General features: G+C 63.2%; 16 protein-coding genes. 7 read left to right on the plus strand and 9 right to left on the minus strand.

Annotated features, from left to right (window positions below):
• On the plus strand, positions 1–99 hold a 99-nt coding region (locus NKI20_RS17310), incomplete at its 5' end, for a DUF1344 domain-containing protein (protein ID WP_352729252.1).
• A 12-nt stretch (positions 100–111) separates the two neighbouring features.
• Here NKI20_RS17310 and NKI20_RS17315 read toward each other — a convergent pair.
• The 4 genes from NKI20_RS17315 to NKI20_RS17330 form a co-directional block, all read right to left on the minus strand.
• The gene (locus tag NKI20_RS17315; RefSeq protein ID WP_352832306.1) at positions 112–699 is read right to left on the minus strand and encodes a histidine phosphatase family protein; all 588 of its coding nucleotides are present in this window, start codon (positions 697–699) and stop codon (positions 112–114) included.
• Between the two features lie 43 nt (positions 700–742).
• Entirely contained in the window at positions 743–1561 is an 819-nt protein-coding gene (gene fabI, locus NKI20_RS17320) for an enoyl-ACP reductase FabI (protein WP_023759105.1), read from the minus strand.
• A gap of 106 nt (positions 1562–1667) precedes the next feature.
• Positions 1668–2597, minus strand: coding sequence for a DnaJ C-terminal domain-containing protein (locus tag NKI20_RS17325; RefSeq protein ID WP_352832310.1), 930 nt, complete (start codon positions 2595–2597; stop codon positions 1668–1670).
• Between the two features lie 263 nt (positions 2598–2860).
• Positions 2861–3322, minus strand: coding sequence for an RT0821/Lpp0805 family surface protein (locus NKI20_RS17330; protein ID WP_352832313.1), 462 nt, complete (start codon positions 3320–3322; stop codon positions 2861–2863).
• 59 nt (positions 3323–3381) lie between these two features.
• Here NKI20_RS17330 and pdxH point away from each other — a divergent pair, with 59 nt between their 5' ends.
• Positions 3382–3999, plus strand: coding sequence for a pyridoxamine 5'-phosphate oxidase (pdxH, locus tag NKI20_RS17335; protein ID WP_352832316.1), 618 nt, complete (start codon positions 3382–3384; stop codon positions 3997–3999).
• A gap of 9 nt (positions 4000–4008) precedes the next feature.
• On the opposite strand, the gene NKI20_RS17340 is transcribed toward pdxH, so the two are convergent.
• On the minus strand, positions 4009–4761 hold the full coding sequence (locus NKI20_RS17340; protein ID WP_352600362.1) for a crotonase/enoyl-CoA hydratase family protein: 753 nt from the start codon (positions 4759–4761) through the stop codon (positions 4009–4011).
• A gap of 19 nt (positions 4762–4780) precedes the next feature.
• Positions 4781–6550 carry an acyl-CoA dehydrogenase family protein gene (locus NKI20_RS17345; protein ID WP_352600364.1) on the minus strand — a complete coding sequence of 590 codons (1770 nt, stop codon included), beginning with the start codon at positions 6548–6550 and terminating at the stop codon, positions 4781–4783.
• A 213-nt stretch (positions 6551–6763) separates the two neighbouring features.
• Here NKI20_RS17345 and NKI20_RS17350 point away from each other — a divergent pair, with 213 nt between their 5' ends.
• From NKI20_RS17350 to NKI20_RS17360, 3 genes are all read left to right on the plus strand, one after another.
• Positions 6764–7000, plus strand: a complete 237-nt coding sequence (locus NKI20_RS17350; protein ID WP_352600366.1) for a hypothetical protein — start codon at positions 6764–6766, stop codon at positions 6998–7000.
• 22 nt (positions 7001–7022) lie between these two features.
• The gene (locus NKI20_RS17355) at positions 7023–7223 is read left to right on the plus strand and encodes a type II toxin-antitoxin system TacA family antitoxin (RefSeq protein ID WP_352832447.1); all 201 of its coding nucleotides are present in this window, start codon (positions 7023–7025) and stop codon (positions 7221–7223) included.
• Between the two features lie 112 nt (positions 7224–7335).
• Complete coding sequence (locus NKI20_RS17360; RefSeq protein WP_352832320.1) at positions 7336–8502, plus strand: glycoside hydrolase family 25 protein; 1167 nt, start codon at positions 7336–7338, stop codon at positions 8500–8502.
• Positions 8503–8526: 24 nt separating this feature from the next.
• On the opposite strand, the gene purD is transcribed toward NKI20_RS17360, so the two are convergent.
• Both purD and NKI20_RS17370 read right to left on the minus strand, forming a co-directional pair.
• Entirely contained in the window at positions 8527–9804 is a 1278-nt protein-coding gene (gene purD, locus NKI20_RS17365) for a phosphoribosylamine--glycine ligase (RefSeq protein ID WP_023759095.1), read from the minus strand.
• A 155-nt stretch (positions 9805–9959) separates the two neighbouring features.
• Complete coding sequence (locus tag NKI20_RS17370) at positions 9960–10766, minus strand: phytanoyl-CoA dioxygenase family protein (protein WP_352832325.1); 807 nt, start codon at positions 10764–10766, stop codon at positions 9960–9962.
• Between the two features lie 90 nt (positions 10767–10856).
• On the opposite strand from NKI20_RS17370, the gene NKI20_RS17375 reads away from it, so the two are divergent.
• Positions 10857–11768 (plus strand): LysR family transcriptional regulator, encoded by a 912-nt coding sequence (locus NKI20_RS17375; RefSeq protein ID WP_352832328.1) that lies wholly within the window; start codon positions 10857–10859, stop codon positions 11766–11768.
• A 68-nt stretch (positions 11769–11836) separates the two neighbouring features.
• Entirely contained in the window at positions 11837–12820 is a 984-nt protein-coding gene (ubiA, locus tag NKI20_RS17380; protein ID WP_352600751.1) for a 4-hydroxybenzoate octaprenyltransferase, read from the plus strand.
• A gap of 49 nt (positions 12821–12869) precedes the next feature.
• Here the strand turns inward: ubiA and NKI20_RS17385 are convergent, their stop codons facing one another.
• A complete protein-coding gene (locus NKI20_RS17385) occupies positions 12870–13436 on the minus strand; it encodes a DUF6101 family protein (protein ID WP_352600378.1) in 567 nt (188 codons plus the stop codon).
• Positions 13437–13537 lie beyond the last annotated feature (101 nt).

Raw genomic sequence — 13537 nt, forward strand, 5'->3', positions numbered from 1 at the left:
GCGCTGAAGCCGGGCATGGACATCGTCATCGCTTATGACGTGAACAATGGCGAGAATGTCGTCACCGATATGCAGTTGCCGGACAGCGACACGAACTAGGGAATTGGTGCCCTAAAGCCACTCCAGGCTCTTGCCTTCGAGCTTGAGCAAACGATCGTGCCGTATTTCCAGGTTCGCCGCCTCGTCCTCTGCCACATCGAGCACGAAGCGAAACAAGGCGCGCATGACGCCGCCATGGGTAACGCAGATCGTCTGGCGTTCGATCGCGTCGAAATATGGCCTCACGCGTTCGAGCAGCATCTGGTAACTCTCCGCGCCGTCGCCGGGTGGCCGAAAGTTCCATTTGTCCAGAGCGCGCGTCCTGCCCGCTCCGGGATATCGCGCCTCGAGCTCGGGGAAGGTAAATCCCTGCCAATCACCGAAATTGACTTCGACGAGGCGTGGATCCGTTCGATAGGCGCCTGGATCAAGCTCCATCGCGACGCGGATGCGCTGAATCGTTTCGCGCGTCCGTTTCATGGGGCTGGCGACGAAATCGAAATCTTCGGGATTTTGGACCAGTTCGGCTAGCCGACGACCGTTTCGGGTCGCCTGCTCGCGGCCAAGAGCATTGAGATCGGTGTCGGCCTGCCCCTGAAGCCGGAATTCGGCGTTCCACGCGGTTTGGCCGTGGCGCACGATATAAACCAGCGGGTACATCAAGTCTTCCGGTGCGGGATCGGGACGGATGACGGTTGGTGGGTTAGTCCTTGACCGTCGAGATATCAGGCGCATCGACCGCCTTCATGCCGACGACGTGGTAGCCCGAATCGACGTGATGCACTTCACCGGTGACGCCGCGCGACAGATCGGACAGGAAATAAACGCCGGAATCGCCGACTTCCTCCTGCGTCACCGTTTGCTTCAGCGGCGAATTATACTCGTTCCACTTCAGAATGTAGCGGAAATCGCCGATGCCGGAAGCGGCAAGCGTCTTGATCGGGCCAGCCGAGATGGCGTTGACGCGGATCTTCTTTGCGCCGAGGTCGACGGCCAGGTAGCGCACGCTGGCCTCGAGCGCCGCCTTTGCGACACCCATGACGTTGTAATGCGGCATCACCTTTTCGGCGCCGTAGTAGGTCAGGGTCAGCAGCGAGCCGCCATTGGCCATCAGCGCCTCGGCGCGCTTGGCAATGGTGGTGAAGGAATAGACCGAAATGTCCATGGTGCGCAGGAAATTGTCGCGCGTCGTTTCGACATAACGGCCGGTCAGTTCGTCCTTGTCGGAGAAGGCAATGGCGTGGACGAGGAAATCAAGCTTGCCCCAGTGCCTGGCGACATTGGCGAAAACCTCGTCCAGGCTCGCCGGATCGGTCACGTCGCAATGGCCGGCGACAAAGGCGCCCAGTTCCGCCGCCAGCGGCTCGACACGCTTTTTGAATGCCTCGCCCTGATAGGTCAGCGCGATCTCGGCGCCGTGGTCGACACAGGCCTTGGCGATGCCATAGGCGATCGACCTGTTGTTGGCGACGCCAAGAATAAGGCCGCGCTTGCCGGCCATTAGGCCCTGTCCACCCGCCATGTGAGCGCTCTCCGCAAGATTTCTGCTTTGTGGAGTGCCCTATCGCACAGGCACAGAGCCCCTTCAAGCGCTCAAACTGGACAGTTCGGGGGACAAGAGCCGCCGATCAGCCTTTTTGACTGCGCAACAGCGCTTCGAGTGCGCTATCGCCGCCCTCCGGCAGCATGATCCGGACATGGGCGTAGAGATCGCCGTGGCCGCCGGCCTTTTCCGGCAGGCCCCTGCCCTTCAGCCGCAGGACCTTGTCGGAGCTCGACCAGGCGGGGATGTTGACCGCGAGCCGGCCGGTCGGTGTATCGACGGGAACCTTGGCGCCGAGCACGGCATCCGCCAGCGTCACCGGCAGATCGGCGTGCAGGTCGCGGCCCTCGATGCGGTAGCGCGGATGCCGGCGAAGATGGATCTTGACCAGCGCGTCGCCCGGCAGGCCTGGCCCTTGATCGCCCTGCCCCTTCAGCCGGATGGTCTGGCCGTCCTCGACATAGGCCGGCAACTTGACGGCCACCTTGCGGCCGTCGGGGAACATCGCCGTCACTTTTTCGGCGGTCGCCGCTTCCTCGATGGTAACGTCGAGCGTCACATTCAGGTCGGCAGCAGTCGCGGGCTGGCGGCGATCTCCCATCCCGGCGCCACGCACGCCAGAAAAAGCATCGCCGAAAATCTGGCTGAAGATGTCGCTGTTGCCGTCGAACGGATCGCCGCCCGGGCGGCCAGAGCGGAATTCGAATCGCGAACCGCCAGGACCTTGCTGCCGGCGAAATCCTCCGAAGGGATCGCCGCCACCGGCAGCGCCCTCGAAGCCCTGGAACCGCGGCTTGCCGTCGGCGTCGATTTCGCCGCGATCGAAAGCGGCGCGATTCTTTTCGTCGCCGACGATCTCATAGGCCTGGTTGGCCGCGGCAAAACGGTCCTTCGCCTTGGGATCATTCGGGTTCTGATCCGGATGATGCTTCTTGGCGAGTTTCCGATACGCCGATTTTATGTCCTTGGCCGATGCGTTCTTGGCAACGCCCAGCACCTCATAGGGGTCGCGCATGCTTACTGCCCTGGAGAAGAGTTGAGTCTCTGGTTGCTCCCTATATGCGCTCGCATAGGAAGAAATTCCAGTGCTCGAACAGCATATCAAAAACGGAAGATCATAGCTTGATCCGAAAGTCGGCGGTTGAAGATTGGCGAGGGATTTTTTTGTCGACCCGGAAGGAACCGATCGCAGCCGATATCGCGATATCGGCAAGGTTGGCGACGCGCCGGGCGGCGAGAAGGACTCGCCGAGCGACCCAACCGACTTTCGGGTCACGCTCAGAGCGCCCTGAAGTCCTGCATGCGCCAGCCGCCGGCGCTGGCCAGGCACAGTTCGCCTTCGAACATGGCGACGCCGTCAAAGCTTTCGCGTGAGACCTTGAAACGGCGGCATGTCTGGCCCTTGTCCTTCAACTCCGCCAGTCCGGTGATGGAACCGCGTGACCCGGTGCCGGCATTGGCCCACGGCACTGCCTGTCCGCCGAGCTGTTCGATGTCGGCCGAGGACACCGCGTTGCCGATCGTCGTCTGGTCGGAATCGCGATCCAAATTGGCAGGCACGGCCGAGACAGATGTGCTGTTGGTCAGGATGGAGCGGTCGACTTCGGCCTTTTCCAGGCTGAAGCCACCGGCGCCACAGGCGGCAAGCGGCAACGCGACTGCCACGATCGCGACTTTCGTGCTGGCCGAAGCGATAACGCCCCATTGCCTGCTGTCAAAAGCTCGCGCAATACGCGACAATCGGCAACCTCCCCCTGGCTTCGTGATAATTTGGGCTACGTGACAAATTGAGAAAAACTATGAGTGACACAGAGTTAACAAGCGGTGACTTTACCGAGGCTGCGGAGCCCTTTCGCCTCTTTGCCGCATGGCTTGAGGACGCCACGAAGAGCGAAATGAACGATCCCAACGGCGTGGCGCTGGCGACCGTCGATGCCGACGGCATGCCGAATGTGCGCATGGTTCTGCTCAAGGGGTTCGATGAGAGCGGGTTTGTCTTCTATACGAATTTCGAGAGCGCCAAGGGCCAGGAAATTCTTGGCAGCATGAAGGCGGCGATGTGCTTCCATTGGAAATCGCTGCGCCGGCAAGTGCGCATTCGCGGACCGGTGGAGATCGTCAGCGACGCCGAGGCCGACGCCTATTATGCAACGCGGCCGCGCGGCAGCCGCATCGGCGCCTGGGCCTCGAAACAGTCGCGGCCGCTGGAAAGCCGTTTCGCCCTGGAGAAGGCGGTGGCCGAATACACGGCGCGCCATGCAATCGGCGAGATCCCCAGGCCAAAGCACTGGTCGGGCTTTCGCATTGTCCCTCAGACGATCGAATTCTGGCACGACAGGCCATTCCGGCTACACGACCGTGTCGTCTTTTCCCGCAATGCGAAAGGCGGCTGGGACAAGACCAGGCTTTATCCGTGAAAGAGAGGCTCAGGCCTTCTTCCTGGTCATAAATGCCGTCAGCGCGGCGCGCGCCTCATCCGATTTCAGCCGCTCGCGAAAATACTCGTTCTCCTCGCCGATACGGGTGACGAGGTCATCGCGCGAGCCACGCATCAGCTCGCGGGCGATCTTCAGCGCCTGCGGTGGCTTGGCCGCGATCTGGCCGGCCGCCGCCAGCACCGCGGCTTCGAGTGCTGCTTCCTCGACCACCTCGTAGATCAAGCCGGCGACCTTCGCCCGTTCGGCCGAAAGGCCCTCGCCGAGGCCGAGCAGCGCAAACGCTCCTTGCTGTCCCAGGATTCGCGGCGCCAAAAGGCTGGATCCCGCCTCGGGCACGAGACCGAGGTCGACGAAAGGCGTCCTGAACACTGTGCGCGGTGTGGCGAAGGTCAGATCGCAATGCAGGTTGAGCGTCGTGCCGATGCCTACCGCGATGCCGTCGACGCCGGAGACGATGGGCTTCTCGACCCTGGCCAGCGCCATCAGGAAGTCCCAGACCTCGGTGCCGCCATCCCCGCCGGTGGCGACGACCATGAAATCGGCTAGATCGTTGCCGGAGGAGAAGGCGCCGGGCACGCCCAGGAAGACATGGACGCGGACCGCAGGATCGGCGTCGCCTTCGGCCAGGGTTTTTGACATTTTCGCATACATGGCGCGCGTCAGCGCGTTCTTCTTGTCAGGCCGGTTCATGCGGATGATCTGGATGGCGCCCTGGCGCTCGACGAGGATGTGGTCTGTCACGGTCTATTCCTTGTGAACGTCAGGCAGAAACCAGCGTCTTGCCGGCGGCGGCAAGGCTCTCGGCGCCTTCGACAACGCGATCCTTCAAGGCACCGACCTCGCCGATCAGGTTTTCGGCGAAGAAGCGGCAAAGTGCGATGCGGCTCTGATCGGCAAGAGCGCCCTGCGCCAGATAGGCGCCGCCGGCGGCAAGCGAGATCAGCCTGAGATAGGGCGTAGCACCTGCCAGCGCCTCGTCCGGTCGGCCATCGGCCGCCAGTTTCTGCAGGAAGCGGGTCGCTTGCGTCAGATCGGCAAGTGCTGCGTCGAGAGCATCGGCGGTGCGGCCAAAACCCTGCAGGTTCGAGGTTCGCACCGCTCCTGCCACCGCAGCCAGTTCGGCTATGAAGCCATGCACGTGGTCGTCGCCGCCGAGCGGCAGCTTGCGCATCACCAGGTCGATCGCCTGGATGCCGTTGGTGCCCTCATAGATCGGCGCGATGCGGGCATCGCGGTAGAGGGCCGCCGCGCCCGTCTCCTCGATGAAGCCCATGCCGCCGTGCACCTGGACGCCGAGCGAGGCAACTTCGACACCGACATCGGTCGAGAAAGCCTTGGCCAGCGGCGTCAGCAGGTTGGCCCGGTCGCGCCAATGCGCCGCCTCGTCGCCGTCCGAGACGCGTGCCAGGTCGATGGCATAGGCACAGGAATAGCTGATCGCGCGTGCGATCTGCGTCAGCGCCTTCATGGTCAGGAGATTGCGCTGCACGTCGGGGTGATGGACGATCGGCGCCATGCCGGCGCCAGCGTAGCTTGCCGCCTTGCCTTGTCGGCGCTCATTGGCATAGGCAATCGCCTTCTGCGTTGCGGCCTCGGCGACCGCGACGCCCTGCATGCCGACGCACAGCCGCGCATTGTTCATCATCGTGAACATGCAGGCGAGGCCCTTGTTCTCCTCGCCGATCAGCCAGCCGATGGCGCCCGGCTTGGCGCCCTGGAAGCCATCACCATAGATCATGGTGCAGGTCGGCGAAGCATGGATGCCGAGCTTGTGCTCCAGGCCGGAACAGAAGACGTCGTTGCGGGCACCGAGCGAGCCATCGTCGCCGACCAGGAATTTCGGCACCAGGAACAGCGAGATGCCGCGCGTGCCGGCCGGTGCGTCGGGCAACCGCGCCAACACCAGGTGGATGATGTTGTCGGTGAAATCGTGCTCGCCATAGGTGATGAAGATTTTCTGGCCGAAGATGCGGTAGCTGCCGTCACCGGCCGGCTCGGCACGGGCGCGCAAGGCGGCGAGGTCCGAACCCGCCTGCGGCTCGGTCAGGTTCATCGTGCCCATCCATTCGCCGGACACAAGCTTTTCGAGATATTTTGCCTTGAGGTCTTCGGAGGCGTGTTTGTCGAGAGCTTCGACCGCACCCATGGTCAGTGTCGGGCCGATGCCGAAAGCCATGGCGGCGGAGTTCCACATTTCGAGCGCGGCGACGCCGAGCATGGTCGGCAGAGCCTGGCCGCCATAGGCTTCAGGCCCGGACAGTGCATTCCAGCCGCCATCGATCCAGCGGCGATAGAGTTCCTTCCAGCCGGGCGGCGTGGTGACGGCCGCCCCCTTCAGCAGCGCACCTTGTTGGTCGCCGATCTTGTAGAGCGGTGCCACCTCCTCGGTGGCGAAACGGCCAGCCTCGGCAAGGACGGCATCGACCAGATCCTCGCCGAGATCGCCGAAGGTGCCGGCCTCAAGGGCGGATTTCATGCCCGCCACGTGCTTCAGGGTGAACGCGATGTCCTCGACCGGTGCCCGATACATGCCGCTCGATCCTCCTGATGCATCAGCCACGCCGACCCTAAAGCCAGCGCCGCTGCGAAACCATCCGCCTTTGGGCGGGCTCCCTTCTTCTTTTTACGTAAGCGTCAAATTTTGTCACGCGGATTTTGCAATCGCTGCGGCACGTATTAAATCAATCGAAGCCGGATCAAATCGACCGGCGACAGACCAGGACCAGCCGACCGGAACCGCCCCATGCTTGCCAGACCCGACGCCTATCGCTGCATCGAATGCGGCCTACCCTACCGCGCGGCAGGGTTCCGGTATTATCAAGGCAGGCTGGAAAACGGCGCCGCTTATTGGTCGGATCGCGGCATATTGTGCTCGCCGCAATGTTCGCTGGCCCACCACCGCAAACGCGCGGCCGAAGGCACGCTGCGCCGGGAGCCGGCGCCCGACCCGTTTGAGGTTCAGCCGCTTGTCCGGCGATGACGACCGGATCAAGGTGATCACGATGCCAAACAAACAGACCGGTACCGGCCTCGAAGCAGACCAGGAGGCAGCTCAGCCCTTCAATGAAGAGGCCGACATCATCCACCTTTCGATCAAGGATCAGATGGCGTTGGTGGAAGCGATTGTGAACCCGCCGGAACCGAATGAAGCGCTACGCAAAGCCGCAAATGCCCACAAACGGCTGGTCGTTGAATCTCGGTAACTTTCGCCTTCATCGTCGATCCGCCAAAGGCCGCATAACCGCGGCTCCTGGCTGAAGCACTTCCTTAACCATAGCGGTTCAGCATCTGTCTTTGATCAACGGGGATCCCTGTTTGAAAAGGACGGCGCACCTCCTTCGCCGCACAGCGCTCCTCGCTTTCGCGGCGACGATGGCGCTGTCGATGGCGGCAAGGGCTTCGGATTTTTCCGAGCCCTGGAAGAACGCCGATCGCGCCCTAGTCGTCGACGCCTACGAGTATAATTCCATCGACTGGGCCCAGCTCGCCACCGACAAGCGGGTGGTCGGGTTCATCAACAAGGCGTCCGACGGTATGCCGCCGCCCTATTACTGTTTGGGTGATGACACCGAGGTGAAGCTCTGCAAGGCATTGTGGAAACGCCACGCAGTGACGCGCGAACTCTTCCAGACCCGCCGGGTTGTCGCCAAGGCACTCGGCCTGAAATGGGGCGCCTACCATCTCGCCCGCCCCGGCAATCCGGTCGAGCAGGCCAACAGCTTCCTCGATTTCGCCGAGCCCGCACCGAACGATCTCATGGCCCTCGACATCGAGGGCAACGATCCTTCACAATGGATGTCACTGGACGATGCCGAGGAGTTCGTCCGCCAGGTGCATCGGCGCGTCGGCCGCTTCCCGGTCATCTACACCAACGGCAAGACAGCCCAGTACATTGCCGACAACAGCTACAGATACCGGCTCCTGTCGCGGTTGCCACTCTGGTATGCCCGCTACATCAACGACATCGACGTGCATTTTCCGATGGGCAACTGGCAGGGCTACGCACTGTGGCAGTTTTCGGCGCGAGCCAATTGCGGCAGGTTCCGCTGCCCTTACAGGGTCGCCGGTACACCCAAGGACATCGACGTCAATGTCGCGCCGACGGATGCCGCCACGCTGCGCGCGCAATGGCCGTTCGGTGGGCTCATCGACGTGCCGCCCGACTATCTCGCCTCGATACCACTTCCCGTCTCACGCGAAGCCGGCCTTGCCGGCAATGTCACCATCACCTACGCCTCGGTGGCGGCGCCGCCGACCTTCGAGGACATGGTTGTGGCGTTGGGCACGCGCTGGACGAAATTTCGCGACGGTTTCCGCATGCCTGTCGTGAAGACGGTGCCGCGACGGCCTGACTTCGGCATTGTCCAATATGTCGCCTGGAAGCGGACGGAACAGCGTTTTCCGGCGCAACTCGACGCCGCCTTTGCCGCCGCCGATCCACTCAGCACCGCTTCGACCGAGATCGATCGCGGCCAGCGGTAGACTGCCGTCTCTCCAAAGAGACCTTCAGTTTGACTGCTCGCGCGCAACGGCCTGCCAGCCAATGTCGCGGCGGCAGAAGCCATCCGGCCAGTCGATGCGGTCGAGCGCGGCGTAGGCTCGTCTCTGCGCCTCGCCGACGGTGCTTCCCGTCGCCGTGACATTGAGGACGCGGCCGCCATTGGCGACCAGCGCGCCGCCATTGATGGCGGTACCGGCGTGGAAGATCTCGACACCGTCGCCCGCCGCGTCTTCGACGCCGCGGATGACCGACCCCTTTTCCGGCGTGCCCGGATAGCCCCGGGCCGCCATCACCACGGTAAGTGCGGCCTCGTCGCGCCAACGCACCGAAGTATGGGCAAGCTGCCCGTCGGTTGCCGCGTTGAGCAGAACCAGCAGATCGTCCTTCAGCCGCATCATCAGCACCTGGCATTCCGGATCGCCGAACCGGGTGTTGTATTCGATCAGCTTCGGCCCCTTATCTGATATCATCAGCCCGGCGAACAGTACGCCGGCGAAGGGCGCACCCAGTTCGGCCATGCCGCGCATGGTCGGCTCGACGATCTCGCGCATGGTGCGTTCGACCATCTGCGGCGTCATCACCGGAGCTGGCGAGTAGGCGCCCATGCCACCGGTGTTGGGACCGGTGTCGCCATCGCCAACGCGCTTGTGATCCTGCGCGGTGCCGAAGGGCAGCGCGGTGTTACCGTCGCAGAGGCAGAAGAAGCTTGCCTCTTCGCCGGTCATGAACTCCTCGACCACCACCTCCGCGCCGGCGGCACCAAAGGAACCGTCGAAACAGGCATCGAGTGCGGCCCGCGCCTCATCCAGCGTCATGGCGACCGTGACGCCCTTGCCGGCGGCGAGCCCATCGGCCTTGATGACGATCGGCGCGCCCATCTTCTCGACATAGGCCTTGGCGGTCGCGAGATCGCCGAAGCGGCCATAGGCAGCGGTCGGGATGTTGTATTGGGCACAGAGATCCTTGGTAAAACCCTTCGAACCTTCCAGTTGCGCGGCCGCCTTGGATGGGCCGAAGACACGAATGGCTTGCGCGCGCAAATAATCGGCAATGCCGGCGACCAGCGGCCCTTCCGGGCCGACGACGACGAGGTCGATTTTTTTCTCCTTGCAGAAGACGGTTACAGCGGCATGGTCGGCTATATCCAGCTTCACCAATTCGGCCTCGCCGCCGATACCCGGATTGCCGGGAGCGGCGTAGAGCCTGGTCAGTAGCGGTGACGCGGCGATCTTCCAGGCGAGCGCATGTTCGCGGCCACCGGAGCCGAGAAGAAGAACGTTCATGGCCACCTCTTGATGCCGATCTCTTTGAGCACCCGCTATTGCTCTCTGGACGACGGGTCAAGGCATCAGGGTGCTTTGATCGGAATTTGCGCACGGGAACGGTACCACATGCCGAACTTCGGCGGCGGTATCCGCCGAACAAGTTCCGGCGCTGCTCAGCCCTCGTAGACGATCGGGAACCAGTCCTCGCGCAATTTCTGCCCCGGCCGCATGCCATGGCCATGATAGGGCGGCGAGGTGCGACCCGGCCGTTCGACGTAGCGCGCATCGTCACCGACCCAGCGCAGCGACAGCGCCCGACGTCGCGCCGCCGTCAGATTGCCGCGCGCGCCATGCGCGGTCCTGAAGTCGAACAGGATGGCGTCGCCCGGCTCCATTTCCCATTCGAGCACCTTCAACGACGGATCCTTGTCGGGATCGGGCACCGGCAGGTAGTCACCCTCGCCGGCATAAAAATTGCTGTCGTCGAGCCAGCGCACCGGCAGGATCATCTTGTCCCATTTGTGCGAACCGGCGATCAGCCGCAGCGTCGCCTCCTTCACCGGATCGATGGGAATCCAGAAGCTTACCGTCTGCTGGCCATCGACAAAGTAGTAAGGAATGTCCTGATGCCAGGGCGTCGGCTTCTGCGTGCCGGGTTCCTTGACCAGCACATGGTCGTGGAAGAACTGCGCGGTGCGCGACTGCATGACCGCCGCCGCCAATTCGGCGGCGGGCGATTCCCGCACCACACTGACGAATTCGGGAATGCGCTCCCAGTTGCAATAGTCGTCGAAGAAACTGCCGCGACCGTTGGCGATATCAGACGCGGCGGCGCTGCGGTTCTGCATGTTGCGCTCGATGCCGGCGGCAATCGTGTCGACCCAGCCCTTGAAGGCGCCTCGGATGCAGACCGCTCCGTCACGGTGATAGTCGGCGATTGTCTTTGCATCGATTGCTTGGGTGTCGGTTGCGGAAGCCATGGCGTTCTCCTCTTGGCAGCACACCGACTATCGCAAGCAGCATTCATTCAGTAAAATAATAACTTTCCATCTGATACATAGGACAGTCCTATGAACGTGACCCTCACCCAATTGCGTTACCTTGTCGCCGTGGCTCGTCACGGCAGCGTCACCGGCGCGGCAAAGGTGCTGAACTTATCTCAGCCGTCGATTTCGGTGGCCATCGACGCGGTCGAGAAGAATTTCGGCCAGAAGCTGTTCGTCCGCCAGGGCGGAAGCGGGGTGTCACCGACATCGTTCGGTCGCGCCGTCGTGGCCAAGGCAAGACAGGTTCTCACCGAAACGGACGAACTCATCGGCCTTGGTTCAGGCAAATCGGCTGTCAGTGGAGAACTGGTGCTGGGATGCTTCGAGGACCTGGCGCCGTTCTTCGCGCCGGCCCTGCTCCGCGCCTTTTCCGAACGCCATCCGGACGTCAAGGTGGTCGTACGCGACGAGACCTTCGAGACGCTGGGACGACGGCTCGGCGATGCGGCCATCGATCTCGGCCTCACCTATGACCTCAGCCTGCCGACACATTTCGCTCGCATCCTGCTGGGCGAACTTCGTCCGCATGCGCTGTTGCCGGCAGGCCATGCCCTGGCGGATCGCCCATCGGTCAGCCTTGCGGATCTGGCCGCCTATCCGCTGATCACCACGGACCAGCCGCACAGCTGGCAGCACATGCTCGACCTGTTCCGCAGCCGCGGCCTGTCGCCGGTGGCCGACATGACGACGAGCTCGTTCGAACTGCAGCGCAGCATGGTGGCCAACGGCTTCGGCGTTGCGGTCAGCTATACCCGTCCGTACGGCGACCGCAGCTATGACGGGCTGCCGCTTGTCCGCAAGCCGCTGTCCGATCCGCTGCCGATGCAGCGGATCCTGCTCACCTATGACTCGCATCAGCGCGTGTCGAATGCGGCGCTGTCCTTCATCGACGTGGCGAAGGGGTGGTTCGCCAGCCGCGACATCTTTGCCTCGTGAAAGGCTGACGGACCCCGCTCCCGCGCTTGCCGCTTGACGGTTTCCGCCGCTGCTGCCACTCCATGGACATGGAACCTATCCAGTCGAAGGCGGCCCAGGGCCGTGTCGCCGATGCGCCGAACGGCCATTGGGTCTATCGCGTGCTGCCACGCTCGTTATGGCCCTATGCGCAACTTGCCCGGTGGGACAGGCCGATCGGCTGGCAGTTGCTGCTGTGGCCGTGCTGGTGGTCTGCGGCCCTTGCGGCGAGCGCCTATCCGCGCCCCGGCGACCCGCTGCTGTCGCTGCTGCCGGCGCCTTGGTATCTCGTGCTGTTCCTGGCCGGCGCCATCGCCATGCGCGGCGCCGGCTGCACCTACAACGATCTCGTCGATCAGGACATCGACAACCAGGTCGAACGCACGCGCTCGCGGCCGCTGCCGTCGGGCAAGGCGACGCGCCGGCGGGCGTGGCTGTTTGTTGCGCTGCAGGCGCTGGTCGGCCTCGCGGTGCTCATACAGTTCAACAGCTTCGCCATCCTGCTCGGCATCTGCTCACTGGCAATCATCGCCATCTATCCATTCATGAAGCGGATAACCAATTGGCCGCAACTTGTACTCGGCCTTGCCTTTTCCTGGGGCGCGCTTATGGGGTGGGCGGTCGAGTTCGGCGATCTCGATGGGCCTGCAATCATGCTCTATATCGGCTCGATCCTGTGGGTGATCGGCTACGACACGATCTACGCGCATCAAGACAAGGAAGATGACGCCATTGTCGGCGTGCGCTCGACGGCACGCTTGTTCGGCGACAACACCAAATCGTGGCTGGCAGGACTCTATGGCGGCGCGCTGATCTGCTTTGCCATCGCCTTCGCGTCGGCGCAGGCTCCGGTGGTGGCGCTGGCTGGACTGATCGCCGCCGGTGCACATATGGCCCGGCAGATCGCGGTTCTGGATATCGACAATCCGGACCAATGCCTGCGGCTGTTCAGGTCGAACAACCAGGTCGGCTGGCTGATCTTCCTCGGCCTGATCGGCGGCGCTGTGTGGGTGGCGCTGAAGCCGCTGGTGTAGCGGCTTCTTACCTTTTCCGTTCCCTTGTGGAAGGAGGAAGGGTCCCTTCCTACTCCCGCGAAATGATTTCCTGGCCGTCGATGACCAGCCTGAGACCGAGGGCGCCTGCCCTGCGGCGAGCGAGGAAGCGCGGGCGGCGCGTATTGGAAACGCGGCCCTTGCGGCGATCCTGCGGCGGCAGCGTCTTGATGGCGGCGCCAAGCGATTCTTCCAGTGTACGGGCAACGCCGTCCGATTCGATCAGCAGCATCGGCAGACGGTAGGCGTCGGCCCAGGCGCGCCAGTCGGCGGCGACATCGTCGAGATCGTCGGCCACCAGCAGCGGCACCGATAGCATCGGATCGTTGTGCAGGAGTTCCAGGGTCACCGTGACATTGCCGTCCGGGTCCTCCATGGCGCGGGCGGCAACGCCGCGGAACGCATTGGCGGGCAGAACGATGATCGCGGGCAGGCCGCTCATCTCGAGCAGGCGGCGGATCACGGCGCCACGCTGGTCGATGGTGAAGGTCACGTCGCCGTAGTCGTCGCGGGTCGCGTAGCTCACCACTTGCGGCAGGCGAAATGGGTCGAGACGCATGTTGCGTCCCGCCCAGACTGGCTTCAGTCCGGTGTTCATGGATTGCCTTCCTGTCTGTCTCCTGAGAGCCGGTGTCCGGTTCTCTCCGGGCCGGTTTTTCCAGCCTCGTTTGTATGGAGACAGTAGCGCGGGCTCCTTAC

Source organism: Mesorhizobium sp. M0830, from assembly GCF_040319965.1.
In the GTDB taxonomy this organism is placed as follows: Bacteria; Pseudomonadota; Alphaproteobacteria; order Rhizobiales; family Rhizobiaceae; genus Mesorhizobium.

Excerpts from the sequence above, each read along its gene's own strand:
- NKI20_RS17350 (WP_352600366.1), top strand. The coding sequence starts at position 6,764 with ATGCTTGCCAGACCCGACGCCTATCGCTGCATCGAATGCGGCCTACCC.
- fabI (WP_023759105.1), bottom strand. The coding sequence starts at position 1,561 with ATGGCGGGTGGACAGGGCCTAATGGCCGGCAAGCGCGGCCTTATTCTT.
- NKI20_RS17385 (WP_352600378.1), bottom strand. The coding sequence starts at position 13,436 with ATGAACACCGGACTGAAGCCAGTCTGGGCGGGACGCAACATGCGTCTC.
- NKI20_RS17375 (WP_352832328.1), top strand. The coding sequence starts at position 10,857 with ATGAACGTGACCCTCACCCAATTGCGTTACCTTGTCGCCGTGGCTCGT.
- purD (WP_023759095.1), bottom strand. The coding sequence starts at position 9,804 with ATGAACGTTCTTCTTCTCGGCTCCGGTGGCCGCGAACATGCGCTCGCC.
- NKI20_RS17345 (WP_352600364.1), bottom strand. The coding sequence starts at position 6,550 with ATGTATCGGGCACCGGTCGAGGACATCGCGTTCACCCTGAAGCACGTG.
- pdxH (WP_352832316.1), top strand. The coding sequence starts at position 3,382 with ATGAGTGACACAGAGTTAACAAGCGGTGACTTTACCGAGGCTGCGGAG.
- NKI20_RS17315 (WP_352832306.1), bottom strand. The coding sequence starts at position 699 with ATGTACCCGCTGGTTTATATCGTGCGCCACGGCCAAACCGCGTGGAAC.
- ubiA (WP_352600751.1), top strand. The coding sequence starts at position 11,837 with ATGGAACCTATCCAGTCGAAGGCGGCCCAGGGCCGTGTCGCCGATGCG.
- NKI20_RS17370 (WP_352832325.1), bottom strand. The coding sequence starts at position 10,766 with ATGGCTTCCGCAACCGACACCCAAGCAATCGATGCAAAGACAATCGCC.
- NKI20_RS17355 (WP_352832447.1), top strand. The coding sequence starts at position 7,023 with ATGCCAAACAAACAGACCGGTACCGGCCTCGAAGCAGACCAGGAGGCA.
- NKI20_RS17325 (WP_352832310.1), bottom strand. The coding sequence starts at position 2,597 with ATGCGCGACCCCTATGAGGTGCTGGGCGTTGCCAAGAACGCATCGGCC.